Below are 14,573 nucleotides of genomic sequence, written 5' to 3'. Positions count from 1 at the left end.
GGGCAAAGGAGCGCCGTGCTCACGGTCGGACCACCATCGCGCACGAGCGGGCCCCGGATCGATCGATCCGGGGCCCCGCGTGATCTGTCAGCCGTCCGGCCTGAGGCCGACGCGTCCGTTCAGATCAGATGCGATCCTTGCGGTCGTTGCGGCCGTCGAGGTCGCGATCGGTGGCGTCGCCGTCGACCTTGACGTCCTCGTGGCGGACCTCCTCGGTCACCGTCTCGGTGTCCTGCACCTGGCGCTTGCCCAGAGAGACCTTCTCGGCGTCCACGGTCTTGTTGACGACCGGGGTCTCCTCGTAGGTGGTCACCTCGACGTCGCCGTCGCGGCCGGCGGTGCGGGCCTCGGCGGAGTTCGGGTCGACGGACTCGCGCTCCACCACGACCTCCTCGCGGGTGACGGGCACCTCGACGGTCTCGGTGGTGGTGTAGGCCTGCTTGCGCAGACGGACGCGGCCGGAGGCGCGGCGCTCGGTGCCGACGTTCAGGTGCTCGTCCTTGACGACGACGGAGTCGGCGTCGGTCACGTCGCGGCGATCGCGGTCGGTCACGTCGCGGCGGTCGCCGTCCACGACGGCCTCGTCGCGGCGGTCGGCCACGCCGGCCACACCCGCGGTGCCGGCCACGCCAGCGGCGCCGGCGTCGGTGCGCACGTCGTCACGACGCACGTCGCCGTCGTGATCCGCGGCGGAGTACTCCATGGAGTAGTACTCGTAGATGCGCTGCTCCTCCTCGGGGGTCAGCGAGCCGTCCGCGTCCACGTTCGGGGCGTCCTTCACGAAGGACTTCTCGAAGGGCACCGTGATGCCGTCGGCGGTGATCTGGGCCTGCTGCAGCGGGACGAAGGTCTCGCGGGCGCCGAACAGGCCGGTCTTCACCGTGATGAAGGTGGGCTCGTTGGTGACGTCGTCGAGGTAAACCTGACCGACGGAGCCGATCTTGTCGCCGTCGGTGGCGAAGACGGTGGAGTTCTGCAGCTGGTCGAGAGCGTTGCGGTCCATGAGGAATTCTCCTTCTGAATTGGTGTTTTGTTGCCTTACGCTCATTCACAATTCCCCATGGGCCCGAGTGGCGTCAACCATCGGCCCCCCAGATTCCAAATTCCAAGACTTCTCCCAGAATCTCGGTGTGATCCGCGTGATTCCGCGGATTCTTCGTCCGGGCCCGCTCCGGACCCTGGGGGATCGGTGGGAGTGTGGCGCATGCGGTCCGCGACCCTTGACGGCCACCGATAATGTGTGGAATACGCGCGCCGCAGGCGTGAAAACGATCCCGAGGAGAGTGGAGGCCCCATGTCCGAGCCCCTGGTGGCCGATCGCCGCCTCGCAGTGGTGGGAGCCGGCCCCCGCGGCGTCATGCTGCTGGAGCGGATCCTCGCCCGACTCGAGGGCGCGGCCCCGGACGCGCACCCCCGGCGGCTGCGCATCGACGTCGTGGACCCCTATCCCCCCGGGCCGGGGCGGGTGTGGCGCACGGACCAGTCCGAGCTGTACCTCATGAACACCCCCGCGTTCTTCCCGACCGCGTGCGCCGCCGACAACCCCGGTCTGCGCCCCTCCACCGCCGCCCAGACCTTCGACCAGTGGCGACGCGTGCACCCGGAGGCCAGCCTCGGCGTGCGCCGCCACCAGTACCCGGCCCGTGCGGTCTACGGGCGCTACCTCCGGCATCTGTACAAGGACGTCGTCGCCGGGCTGCGCGCCCGTCCCGAAGTCGCCGAGGTCATCGAGCACCGCGCGGAGGCCACCGCCCTGCACCCCCGGCCCGACGGCGGCGCCCGCCTGGAGCTGCGGGACGCCGACGGCTCGGTCTCCGTGCTCGACGCGGACGCCGTCGTGCTCTGCCTGGGCCATCAGCCTGCGGAGCTCAGCCCCGGCCAGATGCGGATGGCCGCCGCCGCGCGGGGCCGGGACGAGCTGCACTACCAGGGCCCGCAGATCCCCTCGGACGTGGACTGGGAGACCGTGGAGGCTGGGGCGGACGTCCTCGTGCGGGGCATGGGCCTGAACGCGTTCGACCTGCTGGCCCAGCTCACCCAGGGCCGGGGCGGGGTGTACCGCCGCACCGGCGACGGACCCGGCCGGGCCCTGCGGTACGAGCCGACGGGGGACGAGCCGCGCCTGCACCTGATGTCCCGCCGCGGCATCCCGTACCTGCCCAAGGCCGAGGTGGACGCCTTCGTGCCCCGCGGCGTCACCCTCAGCTACCTCTCCGACGCCGCCGTGGACGCCCTCACCGCCCGGCACGGGGCCCTGGACCTCGCCGAGCACCTCTGGCCGCTGCTGCACCGCGACGTGGTCCGGCACTACTACGCCACGCTCGTCCGGGCCCAGCCCGAGATCCTTGGCGGGCCCGTCGAGGCGCGCCGGTTCCTCGGGGAGCTCGTCGGCCAGCTCGAGGAGGCCGGCCGCGGCGCCCCCGTGACCTCCGCGCACGCCGAGGAGCTCCTCCAGCGGTACGCCCCCGGGCGCCGCTTCCTCGACATCCTGGCCTATGGGTCCCCGTTCGAGGACGCCGTGTTCGCCTCCCATGAGGACTATCAGCGGGCCGTCGCGGACCTCATGGAGCAGGCCTGCGTGGAGGCCGCCCTCGGGGAGGAGTCCCCGTTCATGATGGCCGTCGGCGCGCTCCATGCCGGCCGACTGCGGATCAAGGCGTGGATCGCCGAGGGCCGGATCGCCGAGGCCTCCCGCATCCGGGACGTCCAGGGCTGGTTCGAGCCGCTGGTCGAGGGCCTCGCCTCCGGCCCGCCCCTGTGGCGCGTCGAGCAGATGCTCGCGGTGCACCGGGCCGGCCTGCTCACCTGGGCCGGCCCCGCGCCCGTGGTCGAGGCCGAGGACCACGGCTTCACGGCCCGCAGCCCCCAGGTAGGAGCGCAGGACTCGCTGGAGCCCGCCGTCGTCGAGGGGGCCTGGCTGGTGGAGGCCATGATGCCGCCCAACCGCGTGCAGGCCGCCGCCTCCCCGCTGGTCCGTCAGATGCTGGCGGACGGTGTCGCCGCGGCCGGGACGTGGGAGGACGAGGAGGGTGTGCGCGTGCCCGCCACCGGCTTCGACGTCACGGCCCGCCCGTACCGGCTGCGGGCCGCGGACGGCACGGTCCACGCGCACGTGTTCGTGCTGGGCCTGCAGCTCTCGGGCGTGCAGTGGGGCACCGCGATCGCGGCCGAGGCCGGGGCCGATCCGGCCGGACGTGCCCTCTTCCTCGCCGACGCCGACGCCGCCGCGGCGGCCGTGCTCGCCGGCTGAACCCCACGACGACGGCGGGGCCGCCCGGGTGGATCCCGGACGGCCCCGCCGTCGTCATGCCGGGTGCGGCGCCCCGCGCCCCGTCAGGGACGGACCGGCCCGCGGCCCTTGCCCGGGTGGTCACCGCCGTGGCCCTTGCCCGGGTGGTCGCCGCCGTGGCCCGGGGTCGCGCCGATGCAGCGCAGCCACTCGCGCACGGAGTTCGCGGGCTTGCCGGGCACGCCGCGCGGATCGGTCACACCGTCGCAGGTCTCACCCGGGGTGGGTTCCGGCTCCGGCTCCGGGGTCGGCTCGGTCACGGGCGCGTCGAGCTGGAGGCCCACCAGGATCGGGTTGTGGTCCGAGGACCGCCACTGGTCCGCGGAGTACAGGTCCTCGGCCACGTAGTTGTGGCGCGAGTACTCCAGGGCCACGGATTCGTTCGCGTTGATCATCCAGATGTCCTGGCCGGTGATCGCCGCGGCCGCGGACGGCGAGGCGTAGATCCCGTCCAGGCTGCCGACGGCGCCGCCGAACGCGTAGGAGTACTCGCCCGTGAGCGCACCCTGGGAGACGTACCCGGCCGCCTCGAGCACGCGGATCGGGTCCTCCTTCTCGTAGGCGTTGAAGTCGCCCATGAGCAGGACGCGGTCGGTGCCGGTCTCGGCCTTCATGCGCTCGGCGAAGGCCACGAGGGCCTCGGCCTGGCCCACGCGGTCCGCGTTGTACGCGCCCTGGCCATCGCCGGAGTCCACGTTGTCCCCGGTCGCACCGGAGCCGCCCTTGGACTTGAAGTGGTTGGTGATCGCCACGAACTCGGTGCCGGCCGCCCCCTCGGCCGTGCCGTCGGCGGCGCGGAACAGCTGCGCCATCGGCTCGCGGGCGTTGTCGAAGTTCGTCTGGTCGTCCAGGATCACCGACTCGCCCAGCGGGGTGACCTCGGCCGGCTGGTAGATGAACGCGGAGCGGATGACGTCCTCGTCCGCGAGCGCGGGACGGGCGGACGGGGAGGCCACGTAGGCCCAGCGCTGCTCGCCCGCCTGCGCGTTGAGGGCCTCCACGAGGTGGGCCAGCGCGTGGTCCCGGTCGAGGCCGAACTTCTCGGAGTTCTCGATCTCCTCGAGCGCGACCACCGAGGTGCCGAGGCCGTTGATCGCGGCCGCGATCTTCTCCTGCTGGCGGGCGAACGCCTCGGGGGTGTAGGCGCCGCGCGGCAGGCAGCCGTTCGTGGTGACGGGGGTGCCGGCGCGGTCGCGGTAGGCGCCGCAGCCGGCCACGTCCTGGCCCAGGGTCGTGAAGTAGTTGAGCACGTTGAAGCTGCCGACGGTGACGTTGCCGCCGACCGCCTCGGGGGCGGCCTCGGCCGGGCGGGTGTCCTCGATCGTCACGGGCTGGACGGCGGCCGCCGTGGCATCGGTGAGGTGGCCCAGCGGCTGGAAGGACCACGCGTCGAAGCGCCAGTCGAGGATGACTCCGGTGCTGAACTCCAGGCCCGCGCCCACGCGCACCGGCTGGTCCGCGTCCAGGTACGGCAGCGGGTTCTGGTTGCCCGGCGAGCGCATGAAGTTCGTGGAGGCCCCGTCGTCGAGCACGATCAGCTGCTGCGCGTTGGCGGCCGCGACGGCCTGCGCCTCGGCGCCGGGCCGGGCCACCGACGTCGGATTGTCCAGCGGCTTCGTGCCGGGGACGACGCCGAGGGAGCCGTACTGGTTGAGGGAGTAGTTGTCCGTGACCGTCCAGTCGCCCTGCGGGGCGAGGACCATGCCCTCGAGCGCCTCACGGTCGGCCTCCTCCAGCGGGAACTCCACCGGCGTGGGGGCCACGGCGCCGGGCTCGGCGACCGGCAGCACGCCGTCGGCGGCGACCTTGATCTGCGTGAGGCCGTAGTGCTCGGCCGCTTCGCCCGTGACCTGGACGTGGTCGCCGAGCGTCACGGAGCCGACCGTGTCCGGCGAGTACACGAACACGCCGTCGGAGGCGCCCGGGGTGGCGTCGGGGGTGTCGCCGCCGGTGCCGGCGGTCTGGATGTAGTAGCCGTCGTAGCCGCCCGTGGAGTACACGGCGGTGACGACGCCGGTGGTGGTCACCTGGCGCCCGGCGTACGGGGTGGCCGTGCCGGTGCCCTGGAGCTGGGCGATGGTGATCCGCTCGGACGGGGTCGGCTGCGGCTCGGGCTCCGGGGTCGGCTCGCCGCCGGTGGCGGCGGCGTTGGTCGGGGTGACCTGGCCGGTGACGGTGAAGTCGGCGCTGTTGTCGTCCGTGTCCACGCCGTTCGTGCGGGTGAGGGACTTCGGGTCCGAGTTGGCCGAGGGGGCGCCGGCAGCCGCTGTTTCGAAGGTGTTCGTGGCTCCGTAGCCGAGCACGTCCGCGACGCCCGGCACCTGGCCGGTCACCACGGAGCCGACCGGCAGGTCCGTCACGGTGCCCGCCTGGCGCGCGAGCACGATCGTGCCCTTGGTGCCCGCGGGGTTGAACGCCCCGCCGGCCACGAGGTCCGCCTGCGGCAGGGCCGCGCCCGCGGTGCCGTTGGAGCCGCCGGAGACCAGGAAGTGGCCCTTCGCGGGCACCGTGCCGGACAGCGCGACCGTGCCCTGGGTCGCGGCCGTGCCGGCGGCGGAGCGGTACTGCAGGGACCAGCCGTCGAGGTTGATCGGCTGGTCGGTGGGGTTGTAGAGCTCCACGAACTTGTGGGTGTACACGGCGTTCGCGGAGCCGCCGTTGGTGTATGCCTCGTTGATGACGAGGGAGTCGCCGGCCGGGCTGGCCTGGGAGGGCAGGGCCACGGCGGGGGCGAGCAGGGCCAGGGCGGCGGTGGTCACCGCGGTGCGCGCGGCGAAGCGGGGCAGGGGGGTCATGTCGTCCTCGGTCTCGTTCTCGATGGGTCAGCGCGGCAGGCCCGCGGCGGTCAGCCAGGCCTGGGCGGAGAAGACGGGGTGCGTGGCGGCGCCGCGCTGCACGCCGCGGCCCTTGCCCGGGTGGTCCTCGCCCTTCACGCGGCCCTTGCCCGGGTGGTCGGCGCCCTTGTCATGGCCCTTGCCATGACCCTTGCCCGGGTGGGTCGGGGCGGGCTGCTCCGGCTCGGTGGGGGACGGGGCCGCGGTGACCTCGAGGGCATGGCGCACCACGGTCGTGCTGCCGTCGGCGTAGCGCACGGTCATCACGAGCTCGCCCGTGCCCGCCGCGGCGGGGGCGGTGATCCCGGAGAGCGTGACGGTCTCGGAGCCCGCGGGGACGGCCACGGTGCCCAGGGCGGTCTCGGTGCCGTCGGCCGTGCGGAAGGCGACGTCGACCGCGGTCGCCGCGGGGGCGCCGTCGGAGTCCACCACGAGGTCCCCGAGGGTCAGGCCGACGGCCTGCCCGGCCTCGACCGAGGCGGGGGCGTCGGTGACCGGCACGCCGTTCTTGCCGAAGTCCGGGGCGACGGCGCCGTGGGCCGCGTCCTGGGCGCGGGCGTAGTCCGTGATCGCCTGGGAGTCCAACAGGCCCATGTTCACGAAGTCCTGGCGGCCGGTCGCGAAGGCGGTGTAGCCGTCGGGGGCCTTGGTCGGGTCCCCGAGCGTCGTCCAGGTGTCGTCGGCCAGGAACGACTGGCTGGCCACCGTGTACATGCGGTCCGCCTGGAGCGGCTCGCCGTCGATCCACACGCCGGTCACCTTGTCCCCCTGCGGGCGGGACTCGTCGTAGGTCCAGGTCAGCTCCTCGGACCAGCCGAGGGTGAACTTGCGCACGTCGTTCCGCCAGTTCTCCTCGAGGGCCAGCTTGATGGAGGAGCCCGGGATGTCGAAGTAGGTGATGGTGTTGCCGAACGGCGCCATGTCGAGCAGCTCGCCCAGGGTGAGGCGACCGACGAGGTCGGCCGGCTTGGCCGGGAACGCGCCGCCGTCGGTGAAGCGGTCCGTCAGCAGCTCGGAGCGCAGGCCGCCGGGGTTGGTCACGCCGAGGTCCACCTCGGGGTTCGCCTGCTCGGCGGCGTGCTTGACGGCGTCGCCCACCCAGGTGCCCAGGGTGGTCTCGGCGGCGCGCGTGCCGCCGGCCTTCCAGGAGCCGCCGGCGTCGATGAGCTTCTGGTAGTCGGTGGTGATGGAGGCGGACAGGTCGGCCACGACCTCGCCCTGCAGGTCCTCGAAGACCGCGACGGCCTCCTGCTCGATCGCGTACACCTGGGCGGTGACGGGGGATTCCGCGGCGGCCTCGGCGGGGGCCTGCGTGGACCGGGCCAGCAGGCGCGGGGTGAGCCCGGTGACCTCGCCGTCGGCGCCCACGGTCAGCTCGACGGCGGCCAGGTGGCTGCCGGAGGCGCCCGCCTGGATCACGGGGCGGTGGGCGCCGCCGGCCGTGGTGTCGTACTGGTAGAGCTGGTGGGTGTGGGCGTTGAAGATGAGGTCCACGGCGGAGGAGGTCTCGCCGACGATGCGGTCGAACTCGGCCCGGGCCGCCCGCTCGGCGGCCAGCTCGCCCGCGCCGGCGGCGCCGTCGTGGTACGAGGCCACGATCACGTCGGCGGCGTCCTGGGCCTCCAGCTCGTCCGCGACCGCGTTCACGGCGGCGACCTCGTCGAGGACCTCGTTGCCCTTCAGGCCCGCGCCGGTGGTGGTCGCGTACAGCTCGTTGGGGGAGGCGCCGATGACCGCGACGCGCACGCCGTCGACGTCGAAGACGGCGTGCGAGGTGAGGACGGGCTCCTTGCTCGTCGGGTCCACCAGGTTGGCGGAGAGCACCGGGAACTGGGCCCGGGGCTCCACGCGGCCCTGCAGGTCGTCCAGGCCCTTGTCGAACTCGTGGTTGCCGGCGGTCAGCGAGGCCAGGCCGAGCGCGTTCATCACGTCGATCGTCGGGTTGTCCTGCTGCACGTTGGACACGGACTTCGAGCCGCCGATCAGGTCGCCGGCGCTGGTCAGCAGCGTGGAGCCGGCGCCGTGCTCGGCCTCGAACGCGGTGCGGTAGTCCTCCACGGTGTCCGCGAACTGCGTGCCGATGTAGTCCGCGGACAGCGCGCCGTGGAAGTCGTTGAAGGACAGGATCGAGATGGTGGTCTCGTCCGCGGCGGCCGTCTCGACGGCGAGGGCGGGCGCCGCGCTCGCGGGCGCGAGGACGAGGACGGTGCAGGCGGCCGTGGTGACGGCACGGCGGCGGAACAGGCTGGGCATGGCTCTCCCCGGGATGCGTGATGACAGAGGTGCGCCGCCGGTGGACGGCGGGGTGACGCGCGGAGTCCATCACATCCAGGTGGCCTCCAGGTGAACGAGAGGCGGCGGGCCGTCCGGCCCGCCGCCTCTCGTCGTGTGCACGCGGATGGTGAGGGATTCGAACCCTCGGCACGGGGTCACCGCGCACCGGTTTTCAAGACCGGCTCCTTCGGCCGCTCGGACAACCATCCCGGGCCTGACCGCGACGGCGTGGGCCGCCGCGTCGAGGACCCACTCTAGCCCGTGGCCCGGCGGGCGACCGGTGGCGAGTCCGGCCCCCGCGCGCGAGGATGGACCCTCGACCCTCGACCCCCGACCAGAGGAGGAGACCCCCATGGACGTCCCCGCACAGATGCGCGCCGTGCGATTCACCGGCGCCGGCGACAACGGCGTCGTCCGCGTGGGCCACGAGCCCGTGCCGGACCCCGGCCCGGGCGAGGTGCTGGTGCACGTGGCCACCGCGGGTCTCAACCGCGCGGACATCGCGCAGCGCGAGGGCCGCTATCCGCCGCCGCGCGGCGCCTCCGAGATCCCCGGACTCGAGGTCTCCGGCACCGTGGCGGCGCTGGGACCCGAGGCCGGGATGCCGGGTGAGGGGCGGTTCGCCGTCGGTGACCGGGTGTGCGCGCTCCTGGCCGGCGGCGGCTTCGCCGAGTACGTCGCCGTGCCGGCGGGCCAGCTCATGGCCGTCCCCGACGGCGTCGGCCTCGTCGAGGCGGCGGCCCTGCCGGAGGTCGCCTGCACGGTGCACTCGACGCTCGTGGGCCGGGCGGGCGTGCAGGCCGGGGACCGGGTGCTCGTGCACGGCGCCACCGGCGGCATCGGCTCCTTCGCCGTCCAGTTCCTCGCCGCGCTCGGTGCACGGGTGCTGGGCACCGCCGGCGGCCCGGAGAAGGTGGCGCTCGGTCGGCGGCTGGGCGCCGAGCACATGTTCGACCACCGCGCCGCCGAGTCCGGTGCCTTCGCCCCGTGGGTCAAGGAGGTCACGGACGGCCACGGCGCGGACGTCATCCTCGACGTCGTCGGCGCCCCGTACCTGGCGCCCAACGTGTCCGCGCTCGCCCCCGAGGGACGCATCGTGACGCTCGCGGTCCAGGGCGGCGCCGTCCCGGAGGACTTCAACATCATGAAGCTGGTGGTCAAGCGCGGCTGGCTCACGGGGGCGACGCTCCGCTCCCGCTCGGTCGTGGACAAGGCCGGGATCGTGGCCGCGGCCGAACGTGCCGTGTGGCCCCTGGTGGCGGCGGGCCGCATCGACGCGAGCGTCGGGGCGTGCTTCCCGCTCGCCGAGGCCGCCGAGGCGTTCGACTGGTTCGACTCCGCCACCCGCACGGGCAAGGTCGTGCTCGTCACCGACCCCGCCGACGCGCGCCGGCCGTCCGGCGACCGCGCATGAGGGGGCCCTTCGCACGCTTCCGTCAGGAGCGTGCCGACGACCGCGAGCTCGGCACGGGGCTGTGGCGCCGTGCCCACGACCGACTCAGCCGGGCCCTGGACCGCTACTGGCAGGTGCTGGAGGGCCAGCGGGGCACGGACGTGCTGAGCCACGAGGAGCGCAACGGCGTGGTCCACGCCGGCAACGTCCTCACGGAACGGCTCCCCGCGGTCCGTGCCCTGTGCGTCCGCCTGCACCGGGACCACGAGGGCGACGGCGAGCACATCCCGGCCGAGGCCGCCGACGTCCACCGTGAGCTCTCCCGCGCCGCACACGAGCTGGCCGCCACCGCCCAGGCCCTCGCCCTGTACCGGCTCGGCCAGGGCTCGGCGGAGTCGGTCGGCCGGCACGCCGAACGCACCCTCGGCCACCTGGACCGGGCGGAGGAGCTGGGAGCCGGGCTCTGACGGCGGCGCGCCCCGGACGGCCGGCCCGAAGACGAGAGGACCCCGCCGCGTGATCACGCGGCGGGGTCCGGGGGAGCCCCCTGCCGGATTCGAACCGGCGACCTGCTCTTTACGAGGGAGCTGCTCTGGCCAGCTGAGCTAAGGAGGCACGGACCGTGAACGGCCACGGCTGACGAGCATACCGGTTTCGCGGCCCCGATTCCACCGCACGGCCGGGCGCGCGGGCCACCGACTGTGGCCCGCGCCTTCCGCAGGCGTTCACCCCCAGGCCACGCCGCGGCCAGACGGGGACGGTTCCCTGGTGGGCACACACCGTCGACGGGAGACGCATGAGCCTGCCCCACGCCCCTCGCACCCCGGCACCCCCCGCCGCGGCCTCGTCAGCCGCGCCCCTCCGCCTGGCCGTGGTGGACATGTCCGGCACGTCCATCGTGGAGCACGGGCTCCAGGACACGGCGTTCGCCCGCACGTTGGACCAGCACGGCGTCCCGGCGGGCACCCCGGAGCACGACGACGCCGCGCGGCGGTTCCGTGCGCTCCGGCCCACCTCGCGCACGGCCGTGTTCCCCCGCGTGTTCGCCGACCGGGCGGTGGCCGCGGCGGCGACCCGCACGTTCGAGGCGACCTTCGACGCGCTGCTGGCCGAGCACGGCGTCCGGGCCGTCCCGGGCGCGGAGGAGGCGCTCGTCCGCCTGCGCGCCCTCGGCCTCCACGTGTGCCTCTGCACCGGCTACGCCCGCCACACCCAGAACATGATCCTCGAGTCGCTGGGGTGGATGGGCCTGGCGGATCTGAGCCTCTCCCCGGACGACGCCGGCCGCGGCGTCCCCCACCCGGACATGATCCTCACCGCCCTGCTCGGTCTCGACCACGACGACGTCCGCAGCGTCCTCGTGGTCGGGGACACCGCGGAGGACATGACGGCCGGGCGCCGCGCGGGGGCCGGACTCGTGGTCGGCGTGCGCACGGGTCGCGACGCGGACGACGTCCTGCTGGCGGCGGGCGCGGACCGGGTGGTGCCGGGCCTGGCCGACGTGCCGGACCTGGTGGTCCGCACCCGCTGAGCCGGCGCCGGCCCGCCCCGCGCGGCCGCTCAGCGACGTCGCGGGGTGCGCACCCGGCGGGGCAGCAGCGCCAGCATCATGGCTTCGAGGGCCAGCTGCTCCGGCACGTTGGCGGCGATGCGCTCCCGGGCCGTGGTGACGGCGTCGATCCGGGCGAGCACCTCGGCCGAGTCGCCGGCGGTGCCGCGGGCGTACGCCTCGATCTCGTCCCGACGGTGCTCGTTGATGAGCTCGCCGTCGGCCCCCAGCTGCACGCGCAGCACGTCCCGGAACAGGCCCATGACGTCGATCATGGCCCGGTCCAGCGAGTCCCGGACGGCGCGGCGCCGCCGGCGGGTCTGGTCCTCCTCGAGCCGTTTGACGTGGTGGCGGAGCTTGGGCGGGACGGGCTCGCCGGGCTCGAGGCCCAGGGAGCGGCGCAGTGCCTCGAGCTCCTCGGCGTCCCGGGCTTCGGCGGCGGACTCGGCCTCGGCCTTGGACACCTCGGCCAACGTGGCGGCCAGGGCCATCGCGTCGGAGACGGCGGTGGCCTGGAGCGGCAGGGAGAGGATGCGCTCGCGGCGTTCGAGGGCCTCCGGGTCCCGCGCGAGGCGGCGGGCCATGCCCACGTGCGACTGGGAGATCCGGGCGGTGGTGAGCGCCGTCTCGCGGTCCAGCCCGTCGCGGCGGTGCAGCAGCTCCGCCACCTGCTCCACGGCGGGGATGCTCAGCGTGATCAGCCGGCAGCGGGAGCGGACGGTGGGGAGCACGTCCGCGGGGGACGGGGTGCACAGCATCCAGATCGTGCGGGCCGGCGGCTCCTCGATGGCCTTGAGGAGCACGTTCGTGGCGCGCTCCGTCATGCGGTCCGCGTCCTCCATGAGGAAGATCCGCCAGCGCCCGGTGGCGGGGGTGGACTGGCCGGCCTCCACGAGGGCGCGGACGTCCTCGATCCGATAGCTCACCGCCTCGGTGGCCAGCACGGTCACGTCCGGGTGGGTGCCGCCGAGGACGGTGCGGCACGCGTGGCACTCGCCGCAGCCGCGCGCCGCCGGGTCCACGACCTCGCACTGCAGGGCCGCGGCGAACGCACGCGCCGCCGTCGACCGGCCGGAGCCGGGCGGGCCCGTGAACATCCAGGCGTGGGTGGGACGGTCCTCGGCCGCGGCGCGGCGCAGCTGGGCCACCGCGGCCTCCTGGCCCGCGAGGTCCGCGAACACGGCGGGGGCGGGGGCCGTCATCGGTCGGCCGCCTGGGCGGTGACGCGGGCCAGCGCGCGGGCGGTGAGCTCCTGCGGCGGCAGCGCGCCGTCGAGCACGAGGTACCGCTCGGGCGCGGCCGCCGCGCGCGCGAGGAAGGCGGCGCGCAGGGCCTCGTGCCGGTCCGCCGTCTCCCGCTCCATGCGGTCGGGGGTGCCCTCGCCCCCCGCCGCGCGCCGGTCACGCCGGTCCGCGGCGGTGGCCGCGTCCACGTCGATCAGCACCGTCAGATCGGGGACGAGGCCGTCCGTGGCCCACTCGTTCAGGGCGGCGATCCGCGCCTCGCCCAGCCCGCGCGCCGCGCCCTGGTAGGCCACGGACGAGTCCACATACCGGTCCGTGACGACGACGGCGCCCCGGGCCAGCGCGGGGCGCAGCGTGCGGACGGCGTGGGCGGACCGGGCCGCGGCGAACAGCAGCGCCTCGGTGCGGGGGTCCACGGGGGCGTGCCCGGGGTCCAGCAGCAGCTCTCGCAGCGTCTCGCCCAGGTCCGAGCCGCCGGGCTCGCGCGTGAGCACCACCTCGTGGCCCGCGGCGCGCAGGGCCTCGGTCAGGGCGCGGGCCTGGGTGGACTTGCCGGATCCGTCCGGTCCCTCGACGGCGACGAACAGGCCGCGATGCTCGGTCTGGGTGCTCACGCCTCGAGCCTAGACGCCGCCCCGGACGGGGAGGGAACCCGGCCGGGCCGACCGCCTAGACTGACCGGCATGAGCGCCCCCATGCACTTCGCCCTGCTCGTCGACCACTGGCTGTTCCGCGTCCTGGCGATCGCCGCGCTCGGGCTCGAGGTCTGGGCGCTGGTGGACGTCGTCCGGCGCCGCCCCGACGACTTCGCCCGCATCGGGGGCCGGGACAGGAGCTTCTGGCTGATCCTCACCGGCGTCGCCGCCGTCGTCGGGCTCCTCGGCGTGCTCGCCGGCGGCGGGATGGGCATGTTCGGCCTCGTGGCCGCGTGCGTGGCGTGCGTCTACCTCGCCGGCCCCCGCCAGGACATGGGCCCGGCCCTGCGCCGCTGAGGGTCCCGCGCCGTCGGCGCCGCCCTCATGACGACGGCGCCACCGCCGCCCAGCGCACGCTCAGCTCCCCGCGCCGCCACTGGTGCGGGCCGCCCAGCACGGGCCAGCCCGCCGCGCGGAGCGTGCCGACCGTCGCCAGCCACCGCTGCCGCGTCCCGTAGGCCGCGAGCGGGGCGTGCGCGGCCCACGCGGCGTCGGCCTCCGCCAGGAGCCGATGGACGGGCTCGCCGGGTACGTGCCGGTGGATGAGGACCTTCGGCAGGCGCGCCGCCACGTCCGAGGGGCGGGCGAAGGACCCCAGCCTGAGGGCCACGGTCAGGCTCGCGGGCCCGTCCCGACGCAGGTCCACCCAGGCCGCCCGCCGGCCGTCCTCGGAGCAGGTGCCCTCCACGAGGACGCCGTCGTCGGCGAGCCCCGCGCACAGCAGGGACCAGATCGCGGGCACGTCCTCCTCCCGGTACTGGCGCAGCACGTTGAACGCGCGCACCACGGTGGGCGGCCGCGGCACGGGCAGCTCGAAGCCGCCGACCGCCCAGGTGACCCCCGGCAGGTCGCCGGCCCGCTCCCGGGCCCGGGCCACCCGAGCGGGGTCGATCTCGAGGCCCACCAGCTCGAGGGCCGGGTTCTGCACGCGCAGCCGCTGGGCCATCTCGACGGCGGTCACCGGCTCCGCGCCGAAGCCCAGGTCCACGGCCAGTGGGCGGGGAGTGCGCCGCAGCAGGGGGCCGTGCACGTCCGTGAGCCAGCGGTCCACCCGGCGCATCCGCTGCGCCGCCGTCGTGCCGCGGGTGATGTGGCCCTGCGGTCCCCGGGCGGGGCCGGGGCCGGGCGTCGTGCGCGCGCGCAGCCGCCGGGCCTTCTCCACCATGGGCTCCAGCGTAGGGGAGCGGCGGGACGGGTCCGCCTAGGTGTAAGAGGTCATGACGTTGTTGACTCGTGCCGGGGCCAACGAGGTTGGCGGGGCGTCCCCGCAGGAGGTATGAGGCCGATGGTAGTTG

11 protein-coding genes and 2 tRNA genes are annotated in these 14,573 nt (G+C 74.7%); 5 read left to right on the top strand and 8 right to left on the bottom strand.

The features are described 5' to 3' along the window. Positions 1-124: 124 nt before the first annotated feature. Positions 125-1,003 (bottom strand): PRC and DUF2382 domain-containing protein, encoded by an 879-nt coding sequence (locus ACUW6W_RS09310; RefSeq protein WP_101967260.1) that lies wholly within the window; start codon positions 1,001-1,003, stop codon positions 125-127. Positions 1,004-1,294: 291 nt separating this feature from the next. Between ACUW6W_RS09310 and ACUW6W_RS09305 the strand changes: the two genes are divergently transcribed. Beyond that, positions 1,295-3,250, top strand: coding sequence for an FAD/NAD(P)-binding protein (locus ACUW6W_RS09305; RefSeq protein WP_101967261.1), 1,956 nt, complete (start codon positions 1,295-1,297; stop codon positions 3,248-3,250). Between the two features lie 83 nt (positions 3,251-3,333). On the opposite strand, the gene ACUW6W_RS09300 is transcribed toward ACUW6W_RS09305, so the two are convergent. The 3 genes from ACUW6W_RS09300 to ACUW6W_RS09290 all read right to left on the bottom strand — a co-directional run bounded on the left by ACUW6W_RS09300 (position 3,334) and on the right by ACUW6W_RS09290 (position 8,606). Continuing rightward, positions 3,334-6,084: an ExeM/NucH family extracellular endonuclease gene (locus tag ACUW6W_RS09300; RefSeq protein ID WP_170748208.1), complete on the bottom strand. Its 2,751-nt coding sequence runs from the start codon at positions 6,082-6,084 to the stop codon at positions 3,334-3,336. Positions 6,085-6,111: 27 nt separating this feature from the next. Next, positions 6,112-8,376 (bottom strand): bifunctional metallophosphatase/5'-nucleotidase, encoded by a 2,265-nt coding sequence (locus ACUW6W_RS09295; protein WP_148408587.1) that lies wholly within the window; start codon positions 8,374-8,376, stop codon positions 6,112-6,114. A 142-nt stretch (positions 8,377-8,518) separates the two neighbouring features. Then, a tRNA-Ser gene (locus ACUW6W_RS09290) sits at positions 8,519-8,606 on the bottom strand. Between the two features lie 143 nt (positions 8,607-8,749). Between ACUW6W_RS09290 and ACUW6W_RS09285 the strand changes: the two genes are divergently transcribed. Then, on the top strand, positions 8,750-9,811 hold the full coding sequence (locus tag ACUW6W_RS09285; RefSeq protein WP_081339248.1) for an NAD(P)H-quinone oxidoreductase: 1,062 nt from the start codon (positions 8,750-8,752) through the stop codon (positions 9,809-9,811). Further along, on the top strand, positions 9,808-10,257 hold the full coding sequence (locus tag ACUW6W_RS09280; RefSeq protein WP_044658507.1) for a hypothetical protein: 450 nt from the start codon (positions 9,808-9,810) through the stop codon (positions 10,255-10,257). The genes ACUW6W_RS09285 and ACUW6W_RS09280 overlap by 4 nt, the downstream gene beginning before the upstream one ends. Positions 10,258-10,331: 74 nt before the next feature. Here the strand turns inward: ACUW6W_RS09280 and ACUW6W_RS09275 are convergent. After that, positions 10,332-10,405: transfer RNA gene (locus ACUW6W_RS09275), tRNA-Thr, on the bottom strand. Between the two features lie 181 nt (positions 10,406-10,586). On the opposite strand from ACUW6W_RS09275, the gene ACUW6W_RS09270 reads away from it, so the two are divergent. Then, complete coding sequence (locus tag ACUW6W_RS09270; RefSeq protein ID WP_069941544.1) at positions 10,587-11,321, top strand: HAD family hydrolase; 735 nt, start codon at positions 10,587-10,589, stop codon at positions 11,319-11,321. Between the two features lie 29 nt (positions 11,322-11,350). On the opposite strand, the gene ACUW6W_RS09265 is transcribed toward ACUW6W_RS09270, so the two are convergent. Next, positions 11,351-12,541, bottom strand: a complete 1,191-nt coding sequence (locus ACUW6W_RS09265) for a DNA polymerase III subunit delta' (protein ID WP_069941545.1) — start codon at positions 12,539-12,541, stop codon at positions 11,351-11,353. Further along, the gene (tmk, locus tag ACUW6W_RS09260; protein ID WP_002858064.1) at positions 12,538-13,197 is read right to left on the bottom strand and encodes a dTMP kinase; all 660 of its coding nucleotides are present in this window, start codon (positions 13,195-13,197) and stop codon (positions 12,538-12,540) included. The genes ACUW6W_RS09265 and tmk overlap by 4 nt, the downstream gene beginning before the upstream one ends. A gap of 81 nt (positions 13,198-13,278) precedes the next feature. Here tmk and ACUW6W_RS09255 point away from each other — a divergent pair, with 81 nt between their 5' ends. Further along, positions 13,279-13,575: a DUF2516 family protein gene (locus tag ACUW6W_RS09255; RefSeq protein WP_036384680.1), complete on the top strand. Its 297-nt coding sequence runs from the start codon at positions 13,279-13,281 to the stop codon at positions 13,573-13,575. Between the two features lie 25 nt (positions 13,576-13,600). Here the strand turns inward: ACUW6W_RS09255 and ACUW6W_RS09250 are convergent, their stop codons facing one another. After that, positions 13,601-14,443, bottom strand: a complete 843-nt coding sequence (locus ACUW6W_RS09250) for a hypothetical protein (protein WP_044658509.1) — start codon at positions 14,441-14,443, stop codon at positions 13,601-13,603. Between the last annotated feature and the right edge of the window lie 130 nt (positions 14,444-14,573).

The organism is Micrococcus sp. 093350064-1 (genome assembly GCF_053627955.1).
Note: the sequence above shows the minus strand (reverse complement) of the source record. Positions and strands in the feature narration are given on the sequence as shown.